Here is a 17,593-nt window from a genome sequence, read left to right on the forward strand (position 1 = left end):
CAGCCAGGGTCGGGAGGCTGGAGCGGACCGCGGCCAGAGCGGGGACGATCTCGTGGGTGCGGGTGCGGGTGCGGGTGCGGGTCATGTCGTGTTCGCGGCCGGGTCGTACGTCTGAGACCCACAGCGGCCATCCGTCGGGAGCGGAGATGACCTGGATGTTGCCGCCGTGGTGCTTGTGCTTGCCGGACCACCACAGGTCGGCGCCGTTGGGGCCGGGGGTGGCGACACGGTCGGTGGCGATGACGATGCCGTCGAGGTTGACGTGGGTCAGGCCCGCGTTTTGGTTCAGATCGGGCGCGTGGGCGGCGAGGACGTCGATGCCCTCGTGCAGGTAGCGGTAGGCGGTCTTGCTGCCGATGTTGTTGTCGGTGGCTAGTTGCCTGATCCGGGTGCCGTCGGTGAACCAGCGCAGGATGAGGACGGCCTGGGCGAAGCAGCCGAGCGCTCGGCGGCCACGGCGGGTGCCCCGCCGGCGGCGTTCGGCGTGCAGCAGGGCGGACAGGAACAGCACGGTCTCCCGGCGGACATCGAGGGTCGCCGGGTATGTGACACTGGTGGACACGTGAAGCCTCTGGCTCGAAGTTGATCTCTAGACAAGACCACTTCTACCAGGGGCTTTACGCTTGCCGATCACCGCTGTGGCATGCCGGGGGCGACCATTCCACTACGCACAGCTACTGATCCTTACCGACAAAGGCTCAATGGTCAACAGCGCGATCATCGGCTCCGTCAGGTTCCCGCGACGGGCGTAACGGTGTAGAGGTGCCTTTTCTCGCTCAGCCATCCACGGTCGATGAATCGGCCGCTCATGCGCCCGGCGAGGAAAAGATAGGTCTCCAGGCAGACCCGTCCGTGGTTCTCGGGTTCGGTGATCCAGGATCCGGAGTGCGCGGCCTCCGGCATCACCGGTCGGCCGACTTCGCGGAGGTAGGGCTCGAGCATGGAGCCGGGGTCCGCAGTGACCTCTCCGTACCAGCGCTGGGTCGCCCAGGCGGTGGCGACGCCGTCGCTGTAGAGAAGGTCGTAGACCAGGGCATCCATGGTGCGAATCTGGAGGAAACGCAGGCCCGCTTCCGTCAGGCCGTTGATCACCGGGGGTGGGCCGCTGATGGTGAGGACGTGTGTCCAGCCGTCGGCGTGGGGGCCGGCCCAGATGCGTGTCACCACGTCGACGCCGACGGAGGGAGCGACCACGCTCGAGGTCGTGTTCGGCCGGGATTCAGCCGCGATCCAGGCACGCCCTCTAAGCTCGCGCCCATGCGAAAAGTGAGCGCGACGCTGACAGCGCTGCTGGTCCTGACTGGATGCGGGCAGCCTGCCGGCGAAGGAGGCCTGATGGACGCGATGGCCGCCGTCTCCGGCGAGGGGCCCGCCGCCGCGTACTTCGAATACGGCGAACCGGCTTGGTGGCGTGACCTGGGTGGCAAGGCGGGTGCCGACGAGGCTCGCCGCTGGCTGGGCGCGGCGCACTCCGGCCTGGGCGGTCTCGCCCCTGTCGCGGAGGCCCTGCCGGAGGCCACGGGCATGACTCCCAGCGCCGCTACGCGGGCGATCTCGATCGGCCTGCCTCCGCAGCAGGCGTTCCGGTTCGACGGTGACGTCGATGCGGACGCCGTACGTGAGAAGCTGGCCGCCCTCGGCGCCAAGCCTCGTGAGATGGGCGGCCACGAAGGGCTCTCGTTCTTCCCCGGCGCCGAGATCGACCTGGCCCGGGCGATCGTCCCCGGCGTGACCAACCAGCTCAACCAGGTTGTGGTCACCGACTCCCTGGTGGCCGCGGCCTCGACCCCCGACGTGCTCACGACCGCTCTGGACGGGGAGGCCACACTGGCCGACAAGCCGGCGTACGCGGCCGTGGCCGCCTGTCTCGGCGACGTCGCCGCGGCCACGATGATGGCCCCGTCACCTCCCGGCGGGACTGTCACGCTGTACGGCGTGGGGGTGCGTCGTCCGGCCGACCTGAACGACCGGCCCGTCAACGTCATCTGCGTGCTGCCGGCGGCGTCCGCGGCCGCCGGCGTCGAACGCGCCCTGACGACCCGCCTCACCCCGGCAGGCAGTATGAGTAACGGCGGGACGTGGGGAAAGCACGCCCCGGAGATCACTCACGACCGGGTCAGCTCGGACGATCACACCGTGCTGCGGGCCGTCCTGACCCTGAACGGCACCGCGAACGCGATGTTCGCCAACCAGATGCTGGTCCGGGGTGACCTCCAGGCCCTGACCGCCTCATGAGGCACCGGACATCAAGCGGGGCATTCGCGGGATGACCAGCCCGCCTCAGCCCGTCCCGGGCGCCAGCGGAAGCCGCATCACCAGGCGAGCGCCGCCGGGCTGGTCGGCGGCGTACAGGTCGCCCCCGTACGCCTGGGCGATCTCCCGGCCGATCGCCAGGCCGAAGCCGGACCCGCCGGGGTCCCGCGTGCGCGCGTCGAGGCCCCGGTACGCGCGCTGGAAGATCTTCTCCCGGTCCTCCGGCGCGATGCCGGACCCGTCGTCGACGACCTCCAGGAAGGCGGACGGCGGCTCGGCCCGGACGACGATCTCGATCCTGCTCGTGGTGTGCCGCTCGGCGTTGGCGACGAGGTTGGACAGGACCCGGGCGAGCCTGACCCGCGAGGCCCGGACCACCACGCCGGAGTCCAGCCGGGTGACCACCTCCACGCTCGGCGGGTGCGACTCCAGCTCCTCCATGACCAGCCGGGCCAGGTCTACGCGGTCGGTCGCCGGCGGCGTCGCCGTGTAGAGGCGGGCCAGGACCAGCAGGTCGGCGACGATGTCGTCGAGCCGTTCGACGTCGCGGCGCAGCTTGTGCAGGACCGGGCGCAGGTCCGCCTCCGGCTCGGTGAGCGCGACCTCCAGCTCGGTCATCAGCCCGGTGATCGGGTTGCGCAGGTCGTGCGTGGCGTCGAACAGGAACCTCTGCTGGTGCTCGATGGCCTCGTGCAGCGCCGACACGGTCCGCTGCTCCTGCCGGTAAGCGCGTTTCAGCCGGGTGCTGAGCTCCAGCAGGTCGCGGGCGCGATAGTAGAGATGCGCCTCAGGCTCGCCGGGCTCGCCGACCGGCGGCGTGTCCTCCATCAGGGCCGTCACGTCCTCGGCCCAGCAGACGATCCAGCTCAGCTCGCCGTCCCGGCCGAAGACCGGCACGTGCACCAGCGTCCAGTAGCGTTCCTCGTACGCGCCCCGCCGGCCGGACTCGATGTCGTGCCGCAGCAGCGGGACGACGTCCACGGTCCCGGTGCGCGCCACGTGCTCCAGCGAGGCGCGCAGGGTTTCCACGAAGGCCGGGGGACTGGAGAAGGCGGTCAGGACGGACCGCCCGATCACGTCCGGCCGGCTGAGGTGGGTCGTCCTCAGGCAGGCGTCGTTGACCGCCACGATGGTCAGATCCGGCGTCACCACCGTGCAAGGCGTCGGCGTCACGTTGAACACCGCCGCGTAGTCGAGCGCGTCCCCCATCAGGCATCCCCCACACCCTCACCTACCCCGAAATACCGCTCAAGCTGCGGAAACGAGGAAGCAGTGCGGGAAACGGCACCCGAGGCGGCTACCCCTCCTGGACCTCGATCGCGGCCCCCGGGCAGACGGCGGCCGCCTCGCGGACCACGGCGTGCCGCCCCTCGTCAGGCTCGGCGTTCAGCAGCACGACGATGCCGTCCTCCTCGCGCTGGTCGAACACCTGCGGCGCGAGCAGCACGCACTGACCTGCGCCGCAGCAGCGGTCCTCGTCGACGATGACCTTCATGGCGGACTCCTCTCTCGGATTCGGGATCACCAGCGGACCGGGACCGTGCGCAGGCCGCCGACGGCGAGCCCTTCCACCCGCTCCAGCTCGGCCGGGCTCACGGCCAGCTCCAGCGACGGGAGCCTGCGCAGCAGCACCTCCAGCACGACCTGCAGCTCGGTGCGGGCCAGCGCCTGGCCCAGGCAGGAGTGCGCGCCGGCGCCGAACGCCAGGTGCGGGTTGGGCTTGCGGGCCAGGTCCATCTCGCCGGCCGCGTCGAAGACGCTCTCGTCGCGGTTGGCCGCGGCCATGCTGCACACCACGGTGGTGCCGCGCGGCAGCGCCGTGGCGCCGACCTCGATCCCCTCGGACAGGTACCGCGGCAGGCCGAAGCCGGAGTTGGCGTCCATCCGCAGCGACTCCTCCACCGCGGTACGGATCAGCGACGGGTCCTCCAGCAGCCGCTCCCACCGGGTGCGGTCGGCCAGCAGCATGGCGACCATCTTGCCGATCATGTTGGCCGTGGTCTCGTGCCCGGCCACCAGCAGCGCCATCCCGGTGACCAGCACCTGGATCTCCGACAGCCCGCCCTGCTCCGGGCCGCCGGCCGCGAGCAGCTCGCTCAGCAGGTCGTCGCCCGGCTCGGCGCGCTTGGCCGTGAGGTGGGCCGACATGTACTGGAAGAACTCGTGCTGGGCGGCCTCGACCTCGGCCTTCTCGTACCGGGTCAGGTTGAGCAGCGTGTCGGACCAGTACGAGAACCGCTCCCGGTCCTCGGCCGGCACCCCCAGCATGTCGCAGATCACGTACACCGGCAGCGGGAAGCCCAGGTCGGCGCGCAGGTCGCCGGGCGCGCCCCGCTTGACCATGTCGTCGATGAGCCGCTCGGCGATCTCCGCCATCGCGGGCCGCAGCGCGGCCATCCGCTTGGCGGTGAACCACTTGCCGACCAGGCGCCGCCAGTGCAGGTGCTCCTCGCCGCCGTCGGGGAGGATCTGCGCCATCTCGCTGTTGAACAGCCCGCCGTCGTCGGTGGCCGACAGCCGGGCGGCGTCGGGCGCGGTGAGCAGCCGGGTGAAGCGCGGGTCGGCGAGCACCTGCTTGACGTCCTCGTACCTGGTCAGCAGCGTCGCCTGGTCACCGCTGGGCAGCTTCACGCGGGCCACCGGGCACTCGCCGCGCAGCTCGGCCCACTCCGCGGGCGGCTCCAGCGCCGCGTCGCTGGGGATGGGGTAGCTCAGGTCCTGCTTCATTCGGCTTCTCCTCTGTTGGGATGGTTCCGTTCAGGCGAGTTCCCGCTGTCTCAGCTGGATGACGGTCCTTCCTCTCATCCTCCTTCGCACGTTACCCTACAGATGTAGGAAAGCCTTCAAATGTAGCCCGAAAGAACAGTGGAATCCGTGGCTCTGCCCTCCGTCAACGTCCCCGGCGACCGCCGGGTGCGCCGCACCCAGGCCGCCCTGGCCCGGGCGCTGATCCAGCTCGTCGAGGAGCGCGACCTGCCCCGGGTCACCGTCGCCGACGTGGCCCAGCTCGCCGGGGTGAGCCGCTCGACCTTCTACGACCACTACCGCGACGTCCACGAGCTGGCCGAGGCCGCCTGCACCACGATGATCGACAAGCTGCTCGGGTCGCTGCCCAGCCCCTGCCCGGGCGCCGCCGACCCCGGGCCGGAGGCGATCCGGTCGCTGGAGGAGTTCTTCACCAGCCTCGCCGAGCACGCCGGCCTCTACCGCGCCCTGCTCGGGCCGCAGGGCAGCGCCCGCGTGTCCGACCACATCCGCCGCCGCAGCATCGCGGCCATCCAGGCCCACCTGCGCGCGGACGATCCGGACGAGCACCACGTCCCCGCCGCCTTCACCGCCGGCGCCCTCATCGGCGTGGCCGCCGACTGGCTGCAGCGCGGCCGCCCCCACACCCCGGCCGAGATGGCCGCCCGCACCTGGCCCCTGATCGCGGCCCTCTGGCCCCCGCGCGGCTGAGGCCGCGCCCCCGAACGCGCGACGCCCTGGTCAGGTGGAGGGCCGGGCCCGCCACAGCAGGTAGACGAAGTACGGCGTGCCGATCAGCGCCGTCACCAGCCCCGCCGGCACCTGCGCCGGCGCGATCACCGTACGGCCGAGCGTGTCGGCCAGGCTGACCAGCAGCGCGCCGAGCAGCGCCGCCACCGGCAGCACCCGGTTGTGGTGCGCCCCGACCAGGGCGCGCGCCGCGTGCGGGGCGACCAGCCCGACGAAGCCGACGACCCCCACCGCCGACACGGCCGTGGACGTGAGCAGCACCGCGCAGGCGAGCGCGGTCAGCCGCACCGGCTCCAGCGGCACGCCCAGGACCCGCGGCGTGTCCTCGTCCAGCGAGAGCAGGTCGAGGTCCCGGCGCAGCCAGACCAGCAGCGGCACCGTGACCACGAGCGCCAGCGCCACCGGGATGAGCTGCGCCGGTACGCGCCCGTACGTGGAGCCGGAAAGCCAGGTCAGCGCCTTGGCCGTGTTCCACGGGTCGGACAGCACGATGATCAGGACGATGATGGACGTGCACGCGTACTGCACGCCGACCCCGATCAGCACCAGCCGGTCCGAGCTCAGCCCGCCACGCCACGACAGCCCGTAGACCACGGCGAAGGCGATCAGCGCGCCCGCGCCCGCCGCGGCCGACATCGTCCAGATCCCGGCCATCGGCGCCAGCGTGAGCAGCGTGATCGCGCCGACCCCCGCCCCGGCCGTCACGCCCAGCACGCCGGGCTCGGCCAGCGGGTTGCGGCACACGGCCTGCACCGCGGCCCCCGCCACGGCCAGCGCGACCCCGGCCAGCGCGGCGGCCGCGACCCGGGGCCACCGCTGGTCGAGCACGAACGTCAGCGCCCGCCCGCTGCGCCCCTGCAGCCAGTTGACCACGTCGCCGGTCAGCAGCCACCGGTCACCGCCGAGCAGCCCCAGCACCAGCGCCCCCACCAGGAGCACCACACCGGCCGCGACCACGGCCAGGAAGGCCCCCCGAGACCGCGACGCGCCCGTGCGCGCCTCCGGTGGCCGGCGGGTCGGGCCCGCGTCACGGTAGCGACGCGCCAGCCAGATCATCACCGCCGCGCCGAACACGGTGGTCACCACGCCCGGCGGCACCTCCACCCCCGCCTGCGCGCCCAGCACGGCCCGCAGCGCGATGTCGGACCCCAGCACGACCAGCACGCCGACCAGCCCCGCCAGCGGCAGCATCGTCCGGCTCCTGTGCAGGCCGGGGATCGACCGGGGGAGCAGCCGCACGATCACCGGCGCGCACAGCCCGACGAACCCGATCGGCCCCGCGATCGTCACCGCCGACGCCGCCAGCAGCACCGCCAGCATGGTCAGCCACAGGCGCAGCCGAGGCACGTTCACCCCGAGCACGGTGGCGGTGTCGTCGCCCAGGCCGAGGATGTCCAGCCGCGGCCCGGCCAGCACCGCCGCGCCCAGCCCCACCGCGATCACCGGCCCGAGCTGCGTGACCGCGTTCAGGTCGGTCTGGACGAGCGAGCCGCTGCCCCACGCGAACAGCCCGGTCGTCTCCTGCTCGAACAGGATCATGAGCAGGTTCGTCAGCGAGCTGAACGCCAGCGCGGTGGCCGTCCCGGCCAGGATCAGCCGCGTCGTCCCCGTACGCCCGCCCGACGACAGCGCCAGCACCAGCGCGGCGGCGGCCAGGCCGCCGATCAGCGCCAGCGCGCCGGAGACCGGCACCGGCAGCGTCAGCCCGACCACGCTGCCCGCGACGACCGCCAGGTAGGCGCCCGCGCTGACGGCCAGCGTGTCCGGCGAGGCCATCGCGTTGCGCGCGATCGCCTGCAGCAGCGCGCCCGCCACGCCCAGCGCGACGCCCACGCAGACCCCGGCCAGCAGCCGCGGCAGCCGCGAGGCCAGCAGCACCCGGGCCGCCTCGTCGCTGCCGCCGAACGGCAGCGCCAGCAGGTCGAGCGCGCCGACCGAGGAGGTGCCCTGCGTCACGTGCACGGCGGCCACCAGGACGACGGCCGCCAAGGCCAGGAGAAAGACCCCGGCGGTGCCCAGCCGCCGCAGCGGCGTGTCGGGCACCGACGGGGTCAGGACTTCGGTGCTCAACCGGTGAACGCCTTGACCAGCGCGTCGGCGTACTGCTGGGCGGAGAGCGGCCCGCCGAACGTCCAGATGCCGTCGGGCATCCGGGTGACCTGCTGCTTCTCCACGAACGGCAGCGACTTCCAGATGGCGTTCTTGGCCAGCCCGTCGGCGAAGACGTCCGCGCCGTCGGAGGCGTTGTAGAAGAAGCGGGTGTCGGGGTCCTTGAGCACGGTCAGGCCCTCGACGTCGGTGGTGCCCAGGCCCCACTGCTTGTCGACCTCGCCCTTCCAGGCGTTCTCCAGCCCGAGCCGGCCGCCGATCTCGGACACCAGCGAGCCCTTCCCGAACAGGCGGATCGAGATCGAGCTGCCCTGCTTCCACCCGTCGGCCATCACGAACGGCTTGCCGGCGCCGCCCGCGGCCTCGATCTTCGCCTTGCCGTCGGCCAGCGCCGCGTCGAAGTCGCTCAGCAGCTTGGCGCCCTCGTCGGTCTTGCCGACCGCCGTCGCGATCATGGTGACGTCCTCGCGCATCCGCTCCAGGTTGCGCGTGGCGTCGCTGCCCTTGGCCACCAGCACCGGCACGAACTTCTCCAGCTGGGCGGCCAGCTCGACGTCGTCGGACTCCATGACCACCAGGTCGGGGTCGAGCGCGCTGATCGAGTCGACGCTGGGCTCCTGCCGCATGCCGACGTCCTGCACCGAGGGGTCGAGCTTGACGGCGGTGTCCCAGACGGCGAACCCCTTCACGTCGGCCGCGCCCACCGGCATGACACCCAGACTGGCCAGGATCTCGGTCTCGGCCCACTCCAGGCTCACGACCCGGGTCGCCGGCTGGTCGAGCTTGACCTCCTTGCCCCGGCTGTCGGTCACGGTCACGGGGCCCGCCGACGGCTCCGCGCTCGCCGACGCCGCCTGCTCGGGTACGGGTGCTTCGGTCGTGCCGCAGGCGGCGAGAAGGGCGATGGCCGCGATGGCCGTCAGGGCACTGCGCATGGTGGTTCCTGTCATGTCGTCGCGTGAACGCTCTTGCTGTGCCGGCCGATCGGCCGGGTGGTCACGGTCCCGCTCACCGGGTCGTGGCTGACCTCGATGCGGATCCCGTACGTGTCACTGAGCAGGTCCTCGGTGAGGACCTGCGCGGGCGGCCCCTCGGCGCGGACCCGCCCCTGATGGAGCAGGACGACGTGGTCGGCGATCTCGGCGGCCTGGTTGAGGTCGTGCAGCACGACCCCGATCGCCACGCCGTGCTCGTCGGCCAGGTCGCGCATCAGCTCCAGCAGCTCCACCTGATAGCGGAGGTCGAGGAACGTGGTGGGCTCGTCCAGCAGCAGGACGCCGGTGTCCTGCGCCAGGCAGGTGGCCAGCCAGACGCGCTGCAGCTCGCCGCCGGACAGCTCGTCGACCGGCCGCTCGGCCATCGCCGTCACGCCGGTCAGCTCCATCGCCCGCGCCACAGCGGCGGCCCCGTCAGGATCCGCCGCCTTCCAGCGCTTGCGGTACGGGTGCCGCCCGTACCCGACGACGTCCGACACCCGCACCCCGCCGGGCGTGGGCCGGCTCTGCGCCAGCAGCGTCACCCGGCAGGCGAAGTCGCGCGCCGACAGCCCCAGCGCGTCGGCGCCGTCGCCGAGCGTCACCGCGCCGCTGTCGGGCCGGTGCAGCCGGGCGAGCGCGCGCAGCAGCGTGGACTTGCCGCTGCCGTTGGGGCCCACCAGCGCGGTCACGTGGCCAGGCCGCAGGGCGATCCGGCCGTCGCGCACCACGGTGGCGCCGTGATAGCTGAGGCACAGCTCCGCCCCGCGGAGGGAGATCTCCTCGGTCATGGGAATAAGGTTAGGCTAACCTTGCTAATCGCGCTACAGGGGGATGCCCTCTGTGAAGCCTTCTCATGGACCAGACCGGCTCGGCATACCGGCCCCATGGCGACCTCCGCGGGTTGAACCTGGGCATCCATCGAACCCGTACTCCTCGCTGACCGATCGCGGCGGCGAGGACTGTACGTGGAGGTTCCCGTGCCACGACCCACCATGGCGTTACGCGCCACCATCGCGCTGGCCCTCATACCCGCCGCCGTCGCATCCGCGGCCCTCACCTCCGACGCCGCGTCGCGGTCGGCCAGGATCCATCTGAGCGCGGACACGCAACCCAAGCCGGAACGGCCGACGCTCGACAAGCTGGTGGCTCTCGCGGAACAGCGTGGAGTCACCCTGGCCCAGGCGATAGACGAGCACGTGACCGAGGTGACAGGACACGGCACCGACGCCGCCACGCTGCCCTACTTCAAGATCGACGACCTGCCGCTCGCCGAACTCGTCGACCTCGAAGACGTGGCCGAGGCCGAAGGCATCACGCACAAGCAGGCGATCGACAGGTACGGGTGGCAGCCCGCCTTCAGAAAGGTGACCGACACGCTGCGGCAGGCGTACCCGGACGAGATCACCGCCACCTCCATGTCCCAGGACGGACGCGGCGCACGCCTCGCCTTCAAAGGCCCGATCCCGCCGCGGGCGATCACGCTGGCCAGAACGCTGCCGGTCGCGGTGGACCTCGTCGGAGAGACCGGCTTCTCCGAGCGGGAGGTGGAGGCGGCGCGTACCAAGGCGCTGAAAGCCGTGACCGGGCGCGCTGGGACAGGCGACGTGGGCGCGTCGTTCGATGCCGAGAAGGGCACCGTCAGCATCGAGGTCGAGGCGGAGGCGACCACGCAGGAGGTCAGGCAGGATCTCGGCGAGGTGGCCAGGTCCACACTGCCGGCGGACAGCGAAATCCGGATCGACGTCAAGGTCGTGGACGAGCTGGACATCGAGCCGCAGGACAAGTACATCCGCGGGGGTGGCCTGCTCGACGAAGGGTGCACGGTAGGTTTCGTGGTCAACTACCACGCCTCGGCGAAGCAGGCGATCTCCACCGCGGGGCACTGCACCGTCCGGCCGACCTACACGTACTACAACCACAGCCGGGACGGCGGCTCCACCGTGGTCCGGAGCGTGATCAAGCATCAGGGCGGAAGAGGCGACATCGCGCTGTACACCCGCGGATCGATGACCGCGACGCGCACGTTCTACTACGCGAAGAACCGCAAGCGATACGTCGACGACAGCTCCGCCTTCGCCCCTGGAGTCGGCAGCCAGATCTGTCATTTCGGCAGAGTCACCGGGAAGCACTGCGGCCAGGTCTCCGACCGCGACTACTCGTACTACAACGAGAGACAGCGCGTGACGTACGAGCATCTCGTCATGGCGGACGGAGAGCGGAACTTCTCCGATAGGGGAGACAGCGGCGGCCCCTGGTACTACGGGAACACGGCGTACGGCATCCACCACGGCGGCTCGCGCACCCCGCCGCATACGTGGGGCACGTTCACGCCGGTCCACCAGCTGCGCATGTTCGGCGTGTTCGTCTACCAGCGCTGAGGAGGCGAACCTGGCATGAAGGCAACCATCGGTGCGATGCTCCTCCTCCTGGTGGTCGAGGCCTGCGGAGGGGGCCCGGACAAGCCCACGTTCGTCGGCCGGGATCCGCGCATCATCGTCGACGTCGAGCAGGACATCAGCCTTCAGATGAGTATCCCCGGAATCCTCGGCTACGACGCCCGGAGCAAGTGCCTCACCATGACCTTGGAGAGCGGCTACCAAGGGGAAGTCGCGGCCCCGGTCTGGCCCGCCGGGAGCAAGCCGGTGATGCGGCAGGGGAAGCGCGGCGTCGAGGTGCCCTACGCCGGCACGATCCTGGAAGGCGAGCGGCTGTACGGGGACTCGTACGCACCCCACACCACCGACGGCTTCGACCACCTCGACCTGCCTGACGCATGCGTTCCACCGAACCGCGCCTACGTCTTCATCACCCCGGACCAGCGGCCCCTGCCCCCGGACGACCCGGCCGTCACGCTCCGTCCCTCTGAATCCGCACCGGCTGAGCTGCCCCGGTGGGATCACTAGGCGCCCTGGGCTCGGGACGGCTCGCCGCAGTATGTTCGAGGGCGTGTACTCAGCCGGGGGAGCGCCATGAAGAAGGCATCGTTCCTGGCCGCGATCCTCGCCGTGTCCGCCTGCGGTACGCAAGGCGCTCTCAGCCAGGCCGCCATCGACCAGGCCCTCCGCCACGGTACCGCTCCGGAGCTGATCTACGTCGTGGATCTGCCGGGTTTCGAGTTACAGGAGCAGTCCGTCGGCGGGGTCGGCGAGGACGGGTTCGGGGCCTTCTACGTCTCACCGGACGGCAAACAGGTGCAACTCCGCGTCGACCGCGGCGTCTTCGACGACGAGGTCTGCGAGGAGCGGCCCGTCACCGACGCCGAGCCGGTCGATGCGCCCGTACGGTGCGCGCGTGACGAGGTCGGCTGGTATCGGGAGGCTGCCGGGCGTCATGAGTACGTCGCCATCAGAGGTGACGCCTTTCTCCTCCTGGCCGGGAAGCTCACCGACGTGAACCGGGAGACGCTGAAGACGGCCATAGCCGGCGCCCGCCAGGCGGCCGTGACCGGGTCGCCGACACCATGGCGCAGCCCGGTCGAGCGCGGCGACCTGCCGACCATCGGGGACGGGGCTCCGAACAACAAGGTCGGGCCGGGCGGGTGACCGCTGGGCAACGAGAGGGCCGCTCCTCGTGAAAGATGGAGGCCATGGCGAGAACACACTTGTCGATCAGGGTAGAGCTGGTCAGTGGCATGCACGCGCCGGACCTCTGGCCGCGGCCCGGACGGATCTTCGCGGCGGCCCGCGCGACCACCTTCCACGACCTCGCGACCGCGATCGACGACGCCTTCGCCCGCTGGGACCGCAGCCACCTGCACATGTTCACCCTTGCCGACGGGACCACGATCAGCCCGCTCACGTGGTGGGGTGGGGACGAGCCCGAGGGCATGCTCGACGGCGACCGCGTGAAGCTGAGCCGGTTGCAGCCGGGCGAGCAGTTCGCCTACGTCTTCGACCTCGGCGACGACTGGCAGCACTTGTGCACTGTCGAGGAGAAGCGGGTGGATCCGGAGGAGGTCCTGGGGGTAGTCCCCACGCGACCGACGCCGTACTGGGGATGGGGGACGATCCCGGACCAGTACGGCAGGCGGTGGAACGGCGACGACGGCGAGAGCCCGGCCCCACCAGCTCCGCGCCGCTTGAGCGACCTGCCGCCGATCCTGCCCTGGTGGGGTCGGTAGAAGAGAACGGGCCCACCACGTCAGCCCGTTTCAAGTGTCGAACAACTGTGACGATCCGTTGACCATTGACGATCGCCCATGGACTTCTGCCGCAATTACGTTGGCGGAGGCCTCAGGAGTGTCGTGTTCCCATATACGAATCACTCTCCAGCCGGCTTCCGTCAGAAGTCGATCCGTTTCGGCGTCGCGCTCTCTGTTTCTTCGGACCTTCTCGGCCCAGTACTCGGCGTTGGTGGCCGACTTGGTGTGATGCTCGGGACAGCCGTGCCAGAAGCAGCCGTCCATGAAGACCGCCACCTTGGCCCGCGTGAAGACGAGGTCGGCGGTTCGACGGATGCTGGGCAGCGGGCGGATGGAGACGCGGTACCTGAGGCCCAGCGCGTGGACTGCTCGTCGGAGGGCGAGCTCGGGCTTGGTGTCCCGCCCGCGGTTGGCTTGCATGCTCTTGCGGGCGCCCTCACTGGACGCGCGGGTCGGCCTCTGGACTGCCATACGACCTACGGTAGCGAGATGCGGCCGTGCTAATTGACGTCCCGGCTCGCCCCGAACAGTGAGTCGTGATAGAGCATCGCCATAGCTCTGTGATCGAGACAGGTAGGGGTGGAGTGACGGATGCGAGAGGGGGAGACGCTGGCTGGTCGGTATCGCTTGGTGAAGAAGCTTGGTGCCGGCGGGATGGGCGTGGTGTGGAAAGCCGTTGACCTGCGCCTTGACCGGGAAGTGGCGGTTAAAGTCTTTCCATACGAGAGGGATCCGGATCCCCGACGTGTCGAGCGATTCCGCGCGGAGCCCGTCCTGTGCGGCCGACTACAGCATCCCGGCATCGTCGTCATCCATGACGCCGATGAGGACGACGGACGGCTGTTCTTCGTTATGGAACTCCTCGATGGCCCGAACCTGATGAAGGTTTTTTCCCGGCATCTGAACGGCCTTCCGAGCGAGCGGGTCGTGAACATCGGCGCCCGGTTGGCAGAGGCGCTCGGTGTCGCGCACGCGAACAAGGTCATCCACCGCGACATCAAGCCCGCGAACATCATGCTTCTGTCCGGCGACCGACCGAAGATCTGTGACTTCGGCATCGCGCGGGCCGTCGACTCAGGAAAGGCCACCCTGCAGGTGGGCACGCCGGCCTATATGGCACCGGAACAGAGCGAGGGCGAGCCGGACGAACGCAGTGACCTGTACTCCTTGGGGTGCGTGCTCTACGAGATGGCCACCGGTGAAACGCCGTTCGACGGGAGCGTGTGGCAGTTGATGCACCGGCATGCCACGGAGAAGCCCACTCCGCCCAGCGCTATCCGCGGCGATATCCCGTCGCCTCTGGAGGAGCTCATCCTCTGGCTCCTAGCCAAGAAGCCAGAGGATCGCCCCCAGTCGGCGGAGGAGGTGGCCGAGCGTCTGCGTGCTATGCGTCCGGAGGGTCGGAAGTCCAGCACGAAGATCGAGAGACTTCCTCCCGATCGACTGCTGCGATCGGGCATCCCCGAGCGCAAGCACACCGATGCCGATGACGCCATGGCCAAGAAGATAGATCAGATCCTGAAGAAGGCATTAGTCGATGCCAAGGTCGCCGGATACATCCGTACGCCGGTACTGACTCGGTTCGAGGTCAGGCTCGGCCCCACGACGGAGGCGACTGCGGTCCTTGAGTTGGCCGGGCAGATCGTCCAGGCCGCGAAGCGCGACGGGGTCCGCCTCGTTCTCATGGAACGGTCGACATCACCGTTGCCAGGCTCTATGGCGATCGGTGTGGAGGTTCCACACCGGGTGCCCGAACTCCTCAGCTTGGGTGACATCCTTCGACAGGCTCCAGACGACTCCTTGCTCGCCGGCCTCGGGCGGGCTGGCGATGAAACTTCCGTTTACCTCGACCTCAACGAGGAGAGGCACGTGCTGATCGGAGGGAATGGCGGACGTTTCGACCCGATCAGGAGCATCGTCGCCTCACTCGCGGTGAAGCACAAGCCGAAGCGCTGTCGACTGATCATGGTCGGTCGGTGGAATCAGTTCTTCGATCTTCCCCATGTCGTCCAAGAGGCCATGGGGAATCCGCTCACGTGGGCGGTTGCCGAACTGGGCTGCCGCTATGGGGATCTGGAGCGGTCTGGATGCCGTGACGTCGAACAGTTCAATCGTGAGGTGCGCGACGAGAGGGCTCCCATGCCGATCGCCGCATTGGGTGACACCGAGCGTGCGCACCCGGACGTGGTGGTGGTCATCGACGAACTGGCGGACATCGACGATCAGGACGCTGTCGTCGAATTGGCCCGGGAAGGACGCGCGGTCGGCATTCATGTGGTCGCGCGTACGGCCCGTCCATCCGAGATCGTGCTGAACAGCCGCGTCAAGGGATACTTCCCAGCAAGACTCGCCCTTTCCATGGCCACGGCCGATGAGAGCATCCGGGTCATCAACCGGCCTGGAGCCGAGGTCCTTGCGCTCGGCAACGGTCTGTTCCTGCGGACGACGAGTGGTGAGCCGCAGGAGATCCGGCTCGCCGCGATCTCCGACGAGGAGATCGCGGCGATCGTCACCTACTGGCGAGGTTGAGGAAGGGGCTCGGAGCCCCATGCCAGGAGATGTGAAGGCGTTCTCTGGCACGCGTGCCGGCGACAAAAAGCAGGCAGCGCTCCCGCTGGAGGTCGTTCGCATGAGCGGTCGCGTCGTCTTCCAGTGGTGTGACCGCGTTCGCATAGGGCACCTGATTGGCGCCCACGCCGATCACGGCGACACAACGGAACTCCAAGCCCTTCATGCGGTGCATGGTCGTGGCTCGAACCTGTCCCTCCGCGCCGTCCTTGTCGCGAGAGAGATAGCCGGCATCGATGCCGGTACGGTTGAGGGCTTCCGCCGCCGATTGGGCCAACATTTCGGAGCGGGCCGCGACGCCGATCTCCTCCGGTCGTACTCCGGCGTCGAGCCAACCTTGCACGATCTCGACGAGATGCGTGAGCTCGGCGCTCTTCGTGGGCGCACCATAGAGTTCGGGCTCGGCTCCGTGTACTTCCGAACGGCAGCCCGTCAGGGTCGTGTGCTGTCCGGTGAGGTCTAGGATCTTCTCGCCTGCCAGCATGGCGCAGCTCCAGCTGAGGATCTCCTCGGTGGTCCGATAATTGATCTTCAACTTGGTGGACCGTCCGGCCAGTTGGATGCCGACCGAGTTCAGGGAGATGCGGTTGTCGTAGATCCTCTGGTGGGTGTCGTTCGCGATGAACAGGTCATCCGGCCGCTCTGCGACCAGGTCCCGGAGAACACGCCAACGCACAGGATGAAGATCTTGCGCTTCGTCCACGATCACGTGGTCGTACGGTCGCGCGTCCAACTCGCATAGCACCTGCCTGGCTTCGACGCAGATCGTCTCGAACGTACGATAGTTGTTGTCCGCCAGTTCCTGTTCGAACTCGGCGATCGCTCGCCAGACCTTGGCGCGCTGCAGCGGGCCGAGTCGCCTGCCACGCCCGATCCGGCGAGCATCCAGATAGGCGTCGGAGGATGTGATCTCCTGCGCGAGAACGACCTGTCGCCATTCCTCCTGAAGGAACTTCTCGGTGAAGTCCAGGCTCCGGCGCCGGATGATCCGTCGCCAGATCTCCTTCTCCTCGTCTCCACGGAGCAGCGCGAACTTTCCCATGTGCCTGTCGACCAGCCGCCGGGCCACCTGATCGACGGTGAGCACGTCGATGCGGGACAGGACCTCGTCGTCGGTCTCCAGTAATCTCAGCGATTCAGCAAGCGACCTTGTCAGCGTCGTGGTGAACGTGGTGAGCAGCACTCGACCACCTTGTCGAGCGAGATGCCGGGCACGGTGGAGAGCGACCACCGTCTTGCCCGTGCCGGGTCCGCCGGTCACCTGAGCAGGACCCGAGTACGACCGAAACGCGGCCTCTTGCTGCAACGGATGCAGGTAGACCCGCCATCTGGCGAAAGGCTTGGCGAACAGTTCCATGAGCTCTTCGGGCCCTTCGACCAGCGCGACCTTGTGGGGCATGCGCTGTGTGGCGGCCACCAGGTCCTCCGGATCGATCGCTTCGTGCGTGATGCCGCCGACGACGTCGTTCCAGACCTCTTCTGGGGACATGCCCGCGGCCAGACCGAAAAGCACGTCGTATTGAATCTGGGGGAGCTTGCCGTCCAACGCCTCGAGCATGGCCACGTCGGTGAGCATCCGGGCGAACTTGAGCATCTGGTCGTCGATGCCCAGCCGGTCCATGTCGGCGTCCGAGATGTGGTCGAACAGCGGTCGTGTGGTCTCGCCCTGAGTGTGCTTCAACCCTTCGATCGTGTCGGTGATGATCGCGTCGTCACGAATCTCCATGTAACCGGTGACCATGTTCACAGAGACGCGGCGGTGCTTGACCCACTCATAGGCCTTATCGTGAGAATCCACGCGGAGCAGCATGAACTCGTCTCCGGACTCCGGAGCCAGGACGATGCCGCGGTATTTGAGGTCGATACGGATGCTCTTGAACCGCTCGTCACGAATATTGCTCAGCTTCTCCAAATGCGCACCGGCGTGCGAGCTCTGCTCGAACTTGAAGATCGTCTCGACGACCTTCTGCTGAATGGGACGTTCCAGCCGGATGAGGTCCTGCAGGAAGTCCTGGTGGATTCCCAGGCGGGGCACTCGCGTCTCCTCATG

At 69.2% G+C, this 17,593-nt stretch carries 17 protein-coding genes; 7 read left to right on the plus strand and 10 right to left on the minus strand.

Translation table 11 applies throughout. From position 1 onward, the window contains the following. Both OUY22_RS17130 and OUY22_RS17135 read right to left on the minus strand, forming a co-directional pair. A partial coding sequence (locus OUY22_RS17130) for a transposase family protein (protein WP_270155986.1) occupies nt 1–562 on the minus strand: 562 nt, incomplete at its 3' end. Between the two features lie 167 nt (nt 563–729). Then, nucleotides 730–1,194, minus strand: coding sequence for a hypothetical protein (locus OUY22_RS17135; protein ID WP_270155987.1), 465 nt, complete (start codon nt 1,192–1,194; stop codon nt 730–732). A gap of 63 nt (nt 1,195–1,257) precedes the next feature. Here OUY22_RS17135 and OUY22_RS17140 point away from each other — a divergent pair, with 63 nt between their 5' ends. After that, a complete protein-coding gene (locus tag OUY22_RS17140) occupies nt 1,258–2,235 on the plus strand; it encodes a hypothetical protein (RefSeq protein ID WP_270155988.1) in 978 nt (325 codons plus the stop codon). Nucleotides 2,236–2,280: 45 nt separating this feature from the next. Here OUY22_RS17140 and OUY22_RS17145 read toward each other — a convergent pair whose 3' ends face one another. The 3 genes from OUY22_RS17145 to OUY22_RS17155 form a co-directional block, all read right to left on the minus strand. Then, nucleotides 2,281–3,462 carry a PAS domain-containing sensor histidine kinase gene (locus tag OUY22_RS17145; RefSeq protein ID WP_270155989.1) on the minus strand — a complete coding sequence of 394 codons (1,182 nt, stop codon included), beginning with the start codon at nt 3,460–3,462 and terminating at the stop codon, nt 2,281–2,283. A gap of 88 nt (nt 3,463–3,550) precedes the next feature. Then, entirely contained in the window at nt 3,551–3,748 is a 198-nt protein-coding gene (locus OUY22_RS17150) for a ferredoxin (protein ID WP_270155990.1), read from the minus strand. 26 nt (nt 3,749–3,774) lie between these two features. Then, nucleotides 3,775–4,980 (minus strand): cytochrome P450, encoded by a 1,206-nt coding sequence (locus OUY22_RS17155; RefSeq protein WP_270155991.1) that lies wholly within the window; start codon nt 4,978–4,980, stop codon nt 3,775–3,777. A 147-nt stretch (nt 4,981–5,127) separates the two neighbouring features. On the opposite strand from OUY22_RS17155, the gene OUY22_RS17160 reads away from it, so the two are divergent. Continuing rightward, nucleotides 5,128–5,709: a TetR/AcrR family transcriptional regulator gene (locus tag OUY22_RS17160; protein ID WP_270155992.1), complete on the plus strand. Its 582-nt coding sequence runs from the start codon at nt 5,128–5,130 to the stop codon at nt 5,707–5,709. Between the two features lie 30 nt (nt 5,710–5,739). On the opposite strand, the gene OUY22_RS17165 is transcribed toward OUY22_RS17160, so the two are convergent. From OUY22_RS17165 to OUY22_RS17175, 3 genes are read right to left on the minus strand one after another with little or no spacing between them, the layout of a single operon-like run. After that, nucleotides 5,740–7,818 (minus strand): iron ABC transporter permease, encoded by a 2,079-nt coding sequence (locus OUY22_RS17165; RefSeq protein WP_270155993.1) that lies wholly within the window; start codon nt 7,816–7,818, stop codon nt 5,740–5,742. Then, nucleotides 7,815–8,792 carry an ABC transporter substrate-binding protein gene (locus OUY22_RS17170; protein ID WP_270155994.1) on the minus strand — a complete coding sequence of 326 codons (978 nt, stop codon included), beginning with the start codon at nt 8,790–8,792 and terminating at the stop codon, nt 7,815–7,817. The genes OUY22_RS17165 and OUY22_RS17170 overlap by 4 nt, the downstream gene beginning before the upstream one ends. A gap of 11 nt (nt 8,793–8,803) precedes the next feature. Next, on the minus strand, nt 8,804–9,622 hold the full coding sequence (locus tag OUY22_RS17175; RefSeq protein WP_270155995.1) for an ABC transporter ATP-binding protein: 819 nt from the start codon (nt 9,620–9,622) through the stop codon (nt 8,804–8,806). Nucleotides 9,623–9,811: 189 nt separating this feature from the next. Between OUY22_RS17175 and OUY22_RS17180 the strand changes: the two genes are divergently transcribed. From OUY22_RS17180 to OUY22_RS17195, 4 genes are all read left to right on the plus strand, one after another. Then, complete coding sequence (locus OUY22_RS17180) at nt 9,812–11,212, plus strand: S1 family peptidase (RefSeq protein WP_270155996.1); 1,401 nt, start codon at nt 9,812–9,814, stop codon at nt 11,210–11,212. Between the two features lie 15 nt (nt 11,213–11,227). Beyond that, nucleotides 11,228–11,737 carry a hypothetical protein gene (locus OUY22_RS17185; protein WP_270155997.1) on the plus strand — a complete coding sequence of 170 codons (510 nt, stop codon included), beginning with the start codon at nt 11,228–11,230 and terminating at the stop codon, nt 11,735–11,737. Between the two features lie 66 nt (nt 11,738–11,803). Next, nucleotides 11,804–12,376, plus strand: a complete 573-nt coding sequence (locus OUY22_RS17190; protein WP_270155998.1) for a hypothetical protein — start codon at nt 11,804–11,806, stop codon at nt 12,374–12,376. Nucleotides 12,377–12,420: 44 nt separating this feature from the next. Continuing rightward, nucleotides 12,421–12,954, plus strand: coding sequence for an IS1096 element passenger TnpR family protein (locus OUY22_RS17195; RefSeq protein WP_270155999.1), 534 nt, complete (start codon nt 12,421–12,423; stop codon nt 12,952–12,954). A 30-nt stretch (nt 12,955–12,984) separates the two neighbouring features. Here OUY22_RS17195 and OUY22_RS17200 read toward each other — a convergent pair whose 3' ends face one another. Beyond that, nucleotides 12,985–13,446: a very short patch repair endonuclease gene (locus OUY22_RS17200; RefSeq protein ID WP_270156001.1), complete on the minus strand. Its 462-nt coding sequence runs from the start codon at nt 13,444–13,446 to the stop codon at nt 12,985–12,987. 120 nt (nt 13,447–13,566) lie between these two features. Here OUY22_RS17200 and OUY22_RS17205 point away from each other — a divergent pair, with 120 nt between their 5' ends. After that, on the plus strand, nt 13,567–15,504 hold the full coding sequence (locus OUY22_RS17205; RefSeq protein WP_270156002.1) for a DNA translocase FtsK: 1,938 nt from the start codon (nt 13,567–13,569) through the stop codon (nt 15,502–15,504). On the opposite strand, the gene OUY22_RS17210 is transcribed toward OUY22_RS17205, so the two are convergent. Continuing rightward, a complete protein-coding gene (locus OUY22_RS17210; protein ID WP_270156003.1) occupies nt 15,485–17,578 on the minus strand; it encodes a UvrD-helicase domain-containing protein in 2,094 nt (697 codons plus the stop codon). The genes OUY22_RS17205 and OUY22_RS17210 overlap by 20 nt on opposite strands. Between the last annotated feature and the right edge of the window lie 15 nt (nt 17,579–17,593).

The sequence above is a fragment of the Nonomuraea corallina genome (genome assembly GCF_027620315.1).
GTDB lineage: Bacteria > Actinomycetota > Actinomycetes > Streptosporangiales > Streptosporangiaceae > Nonomuraea > Nonomuraea corallina.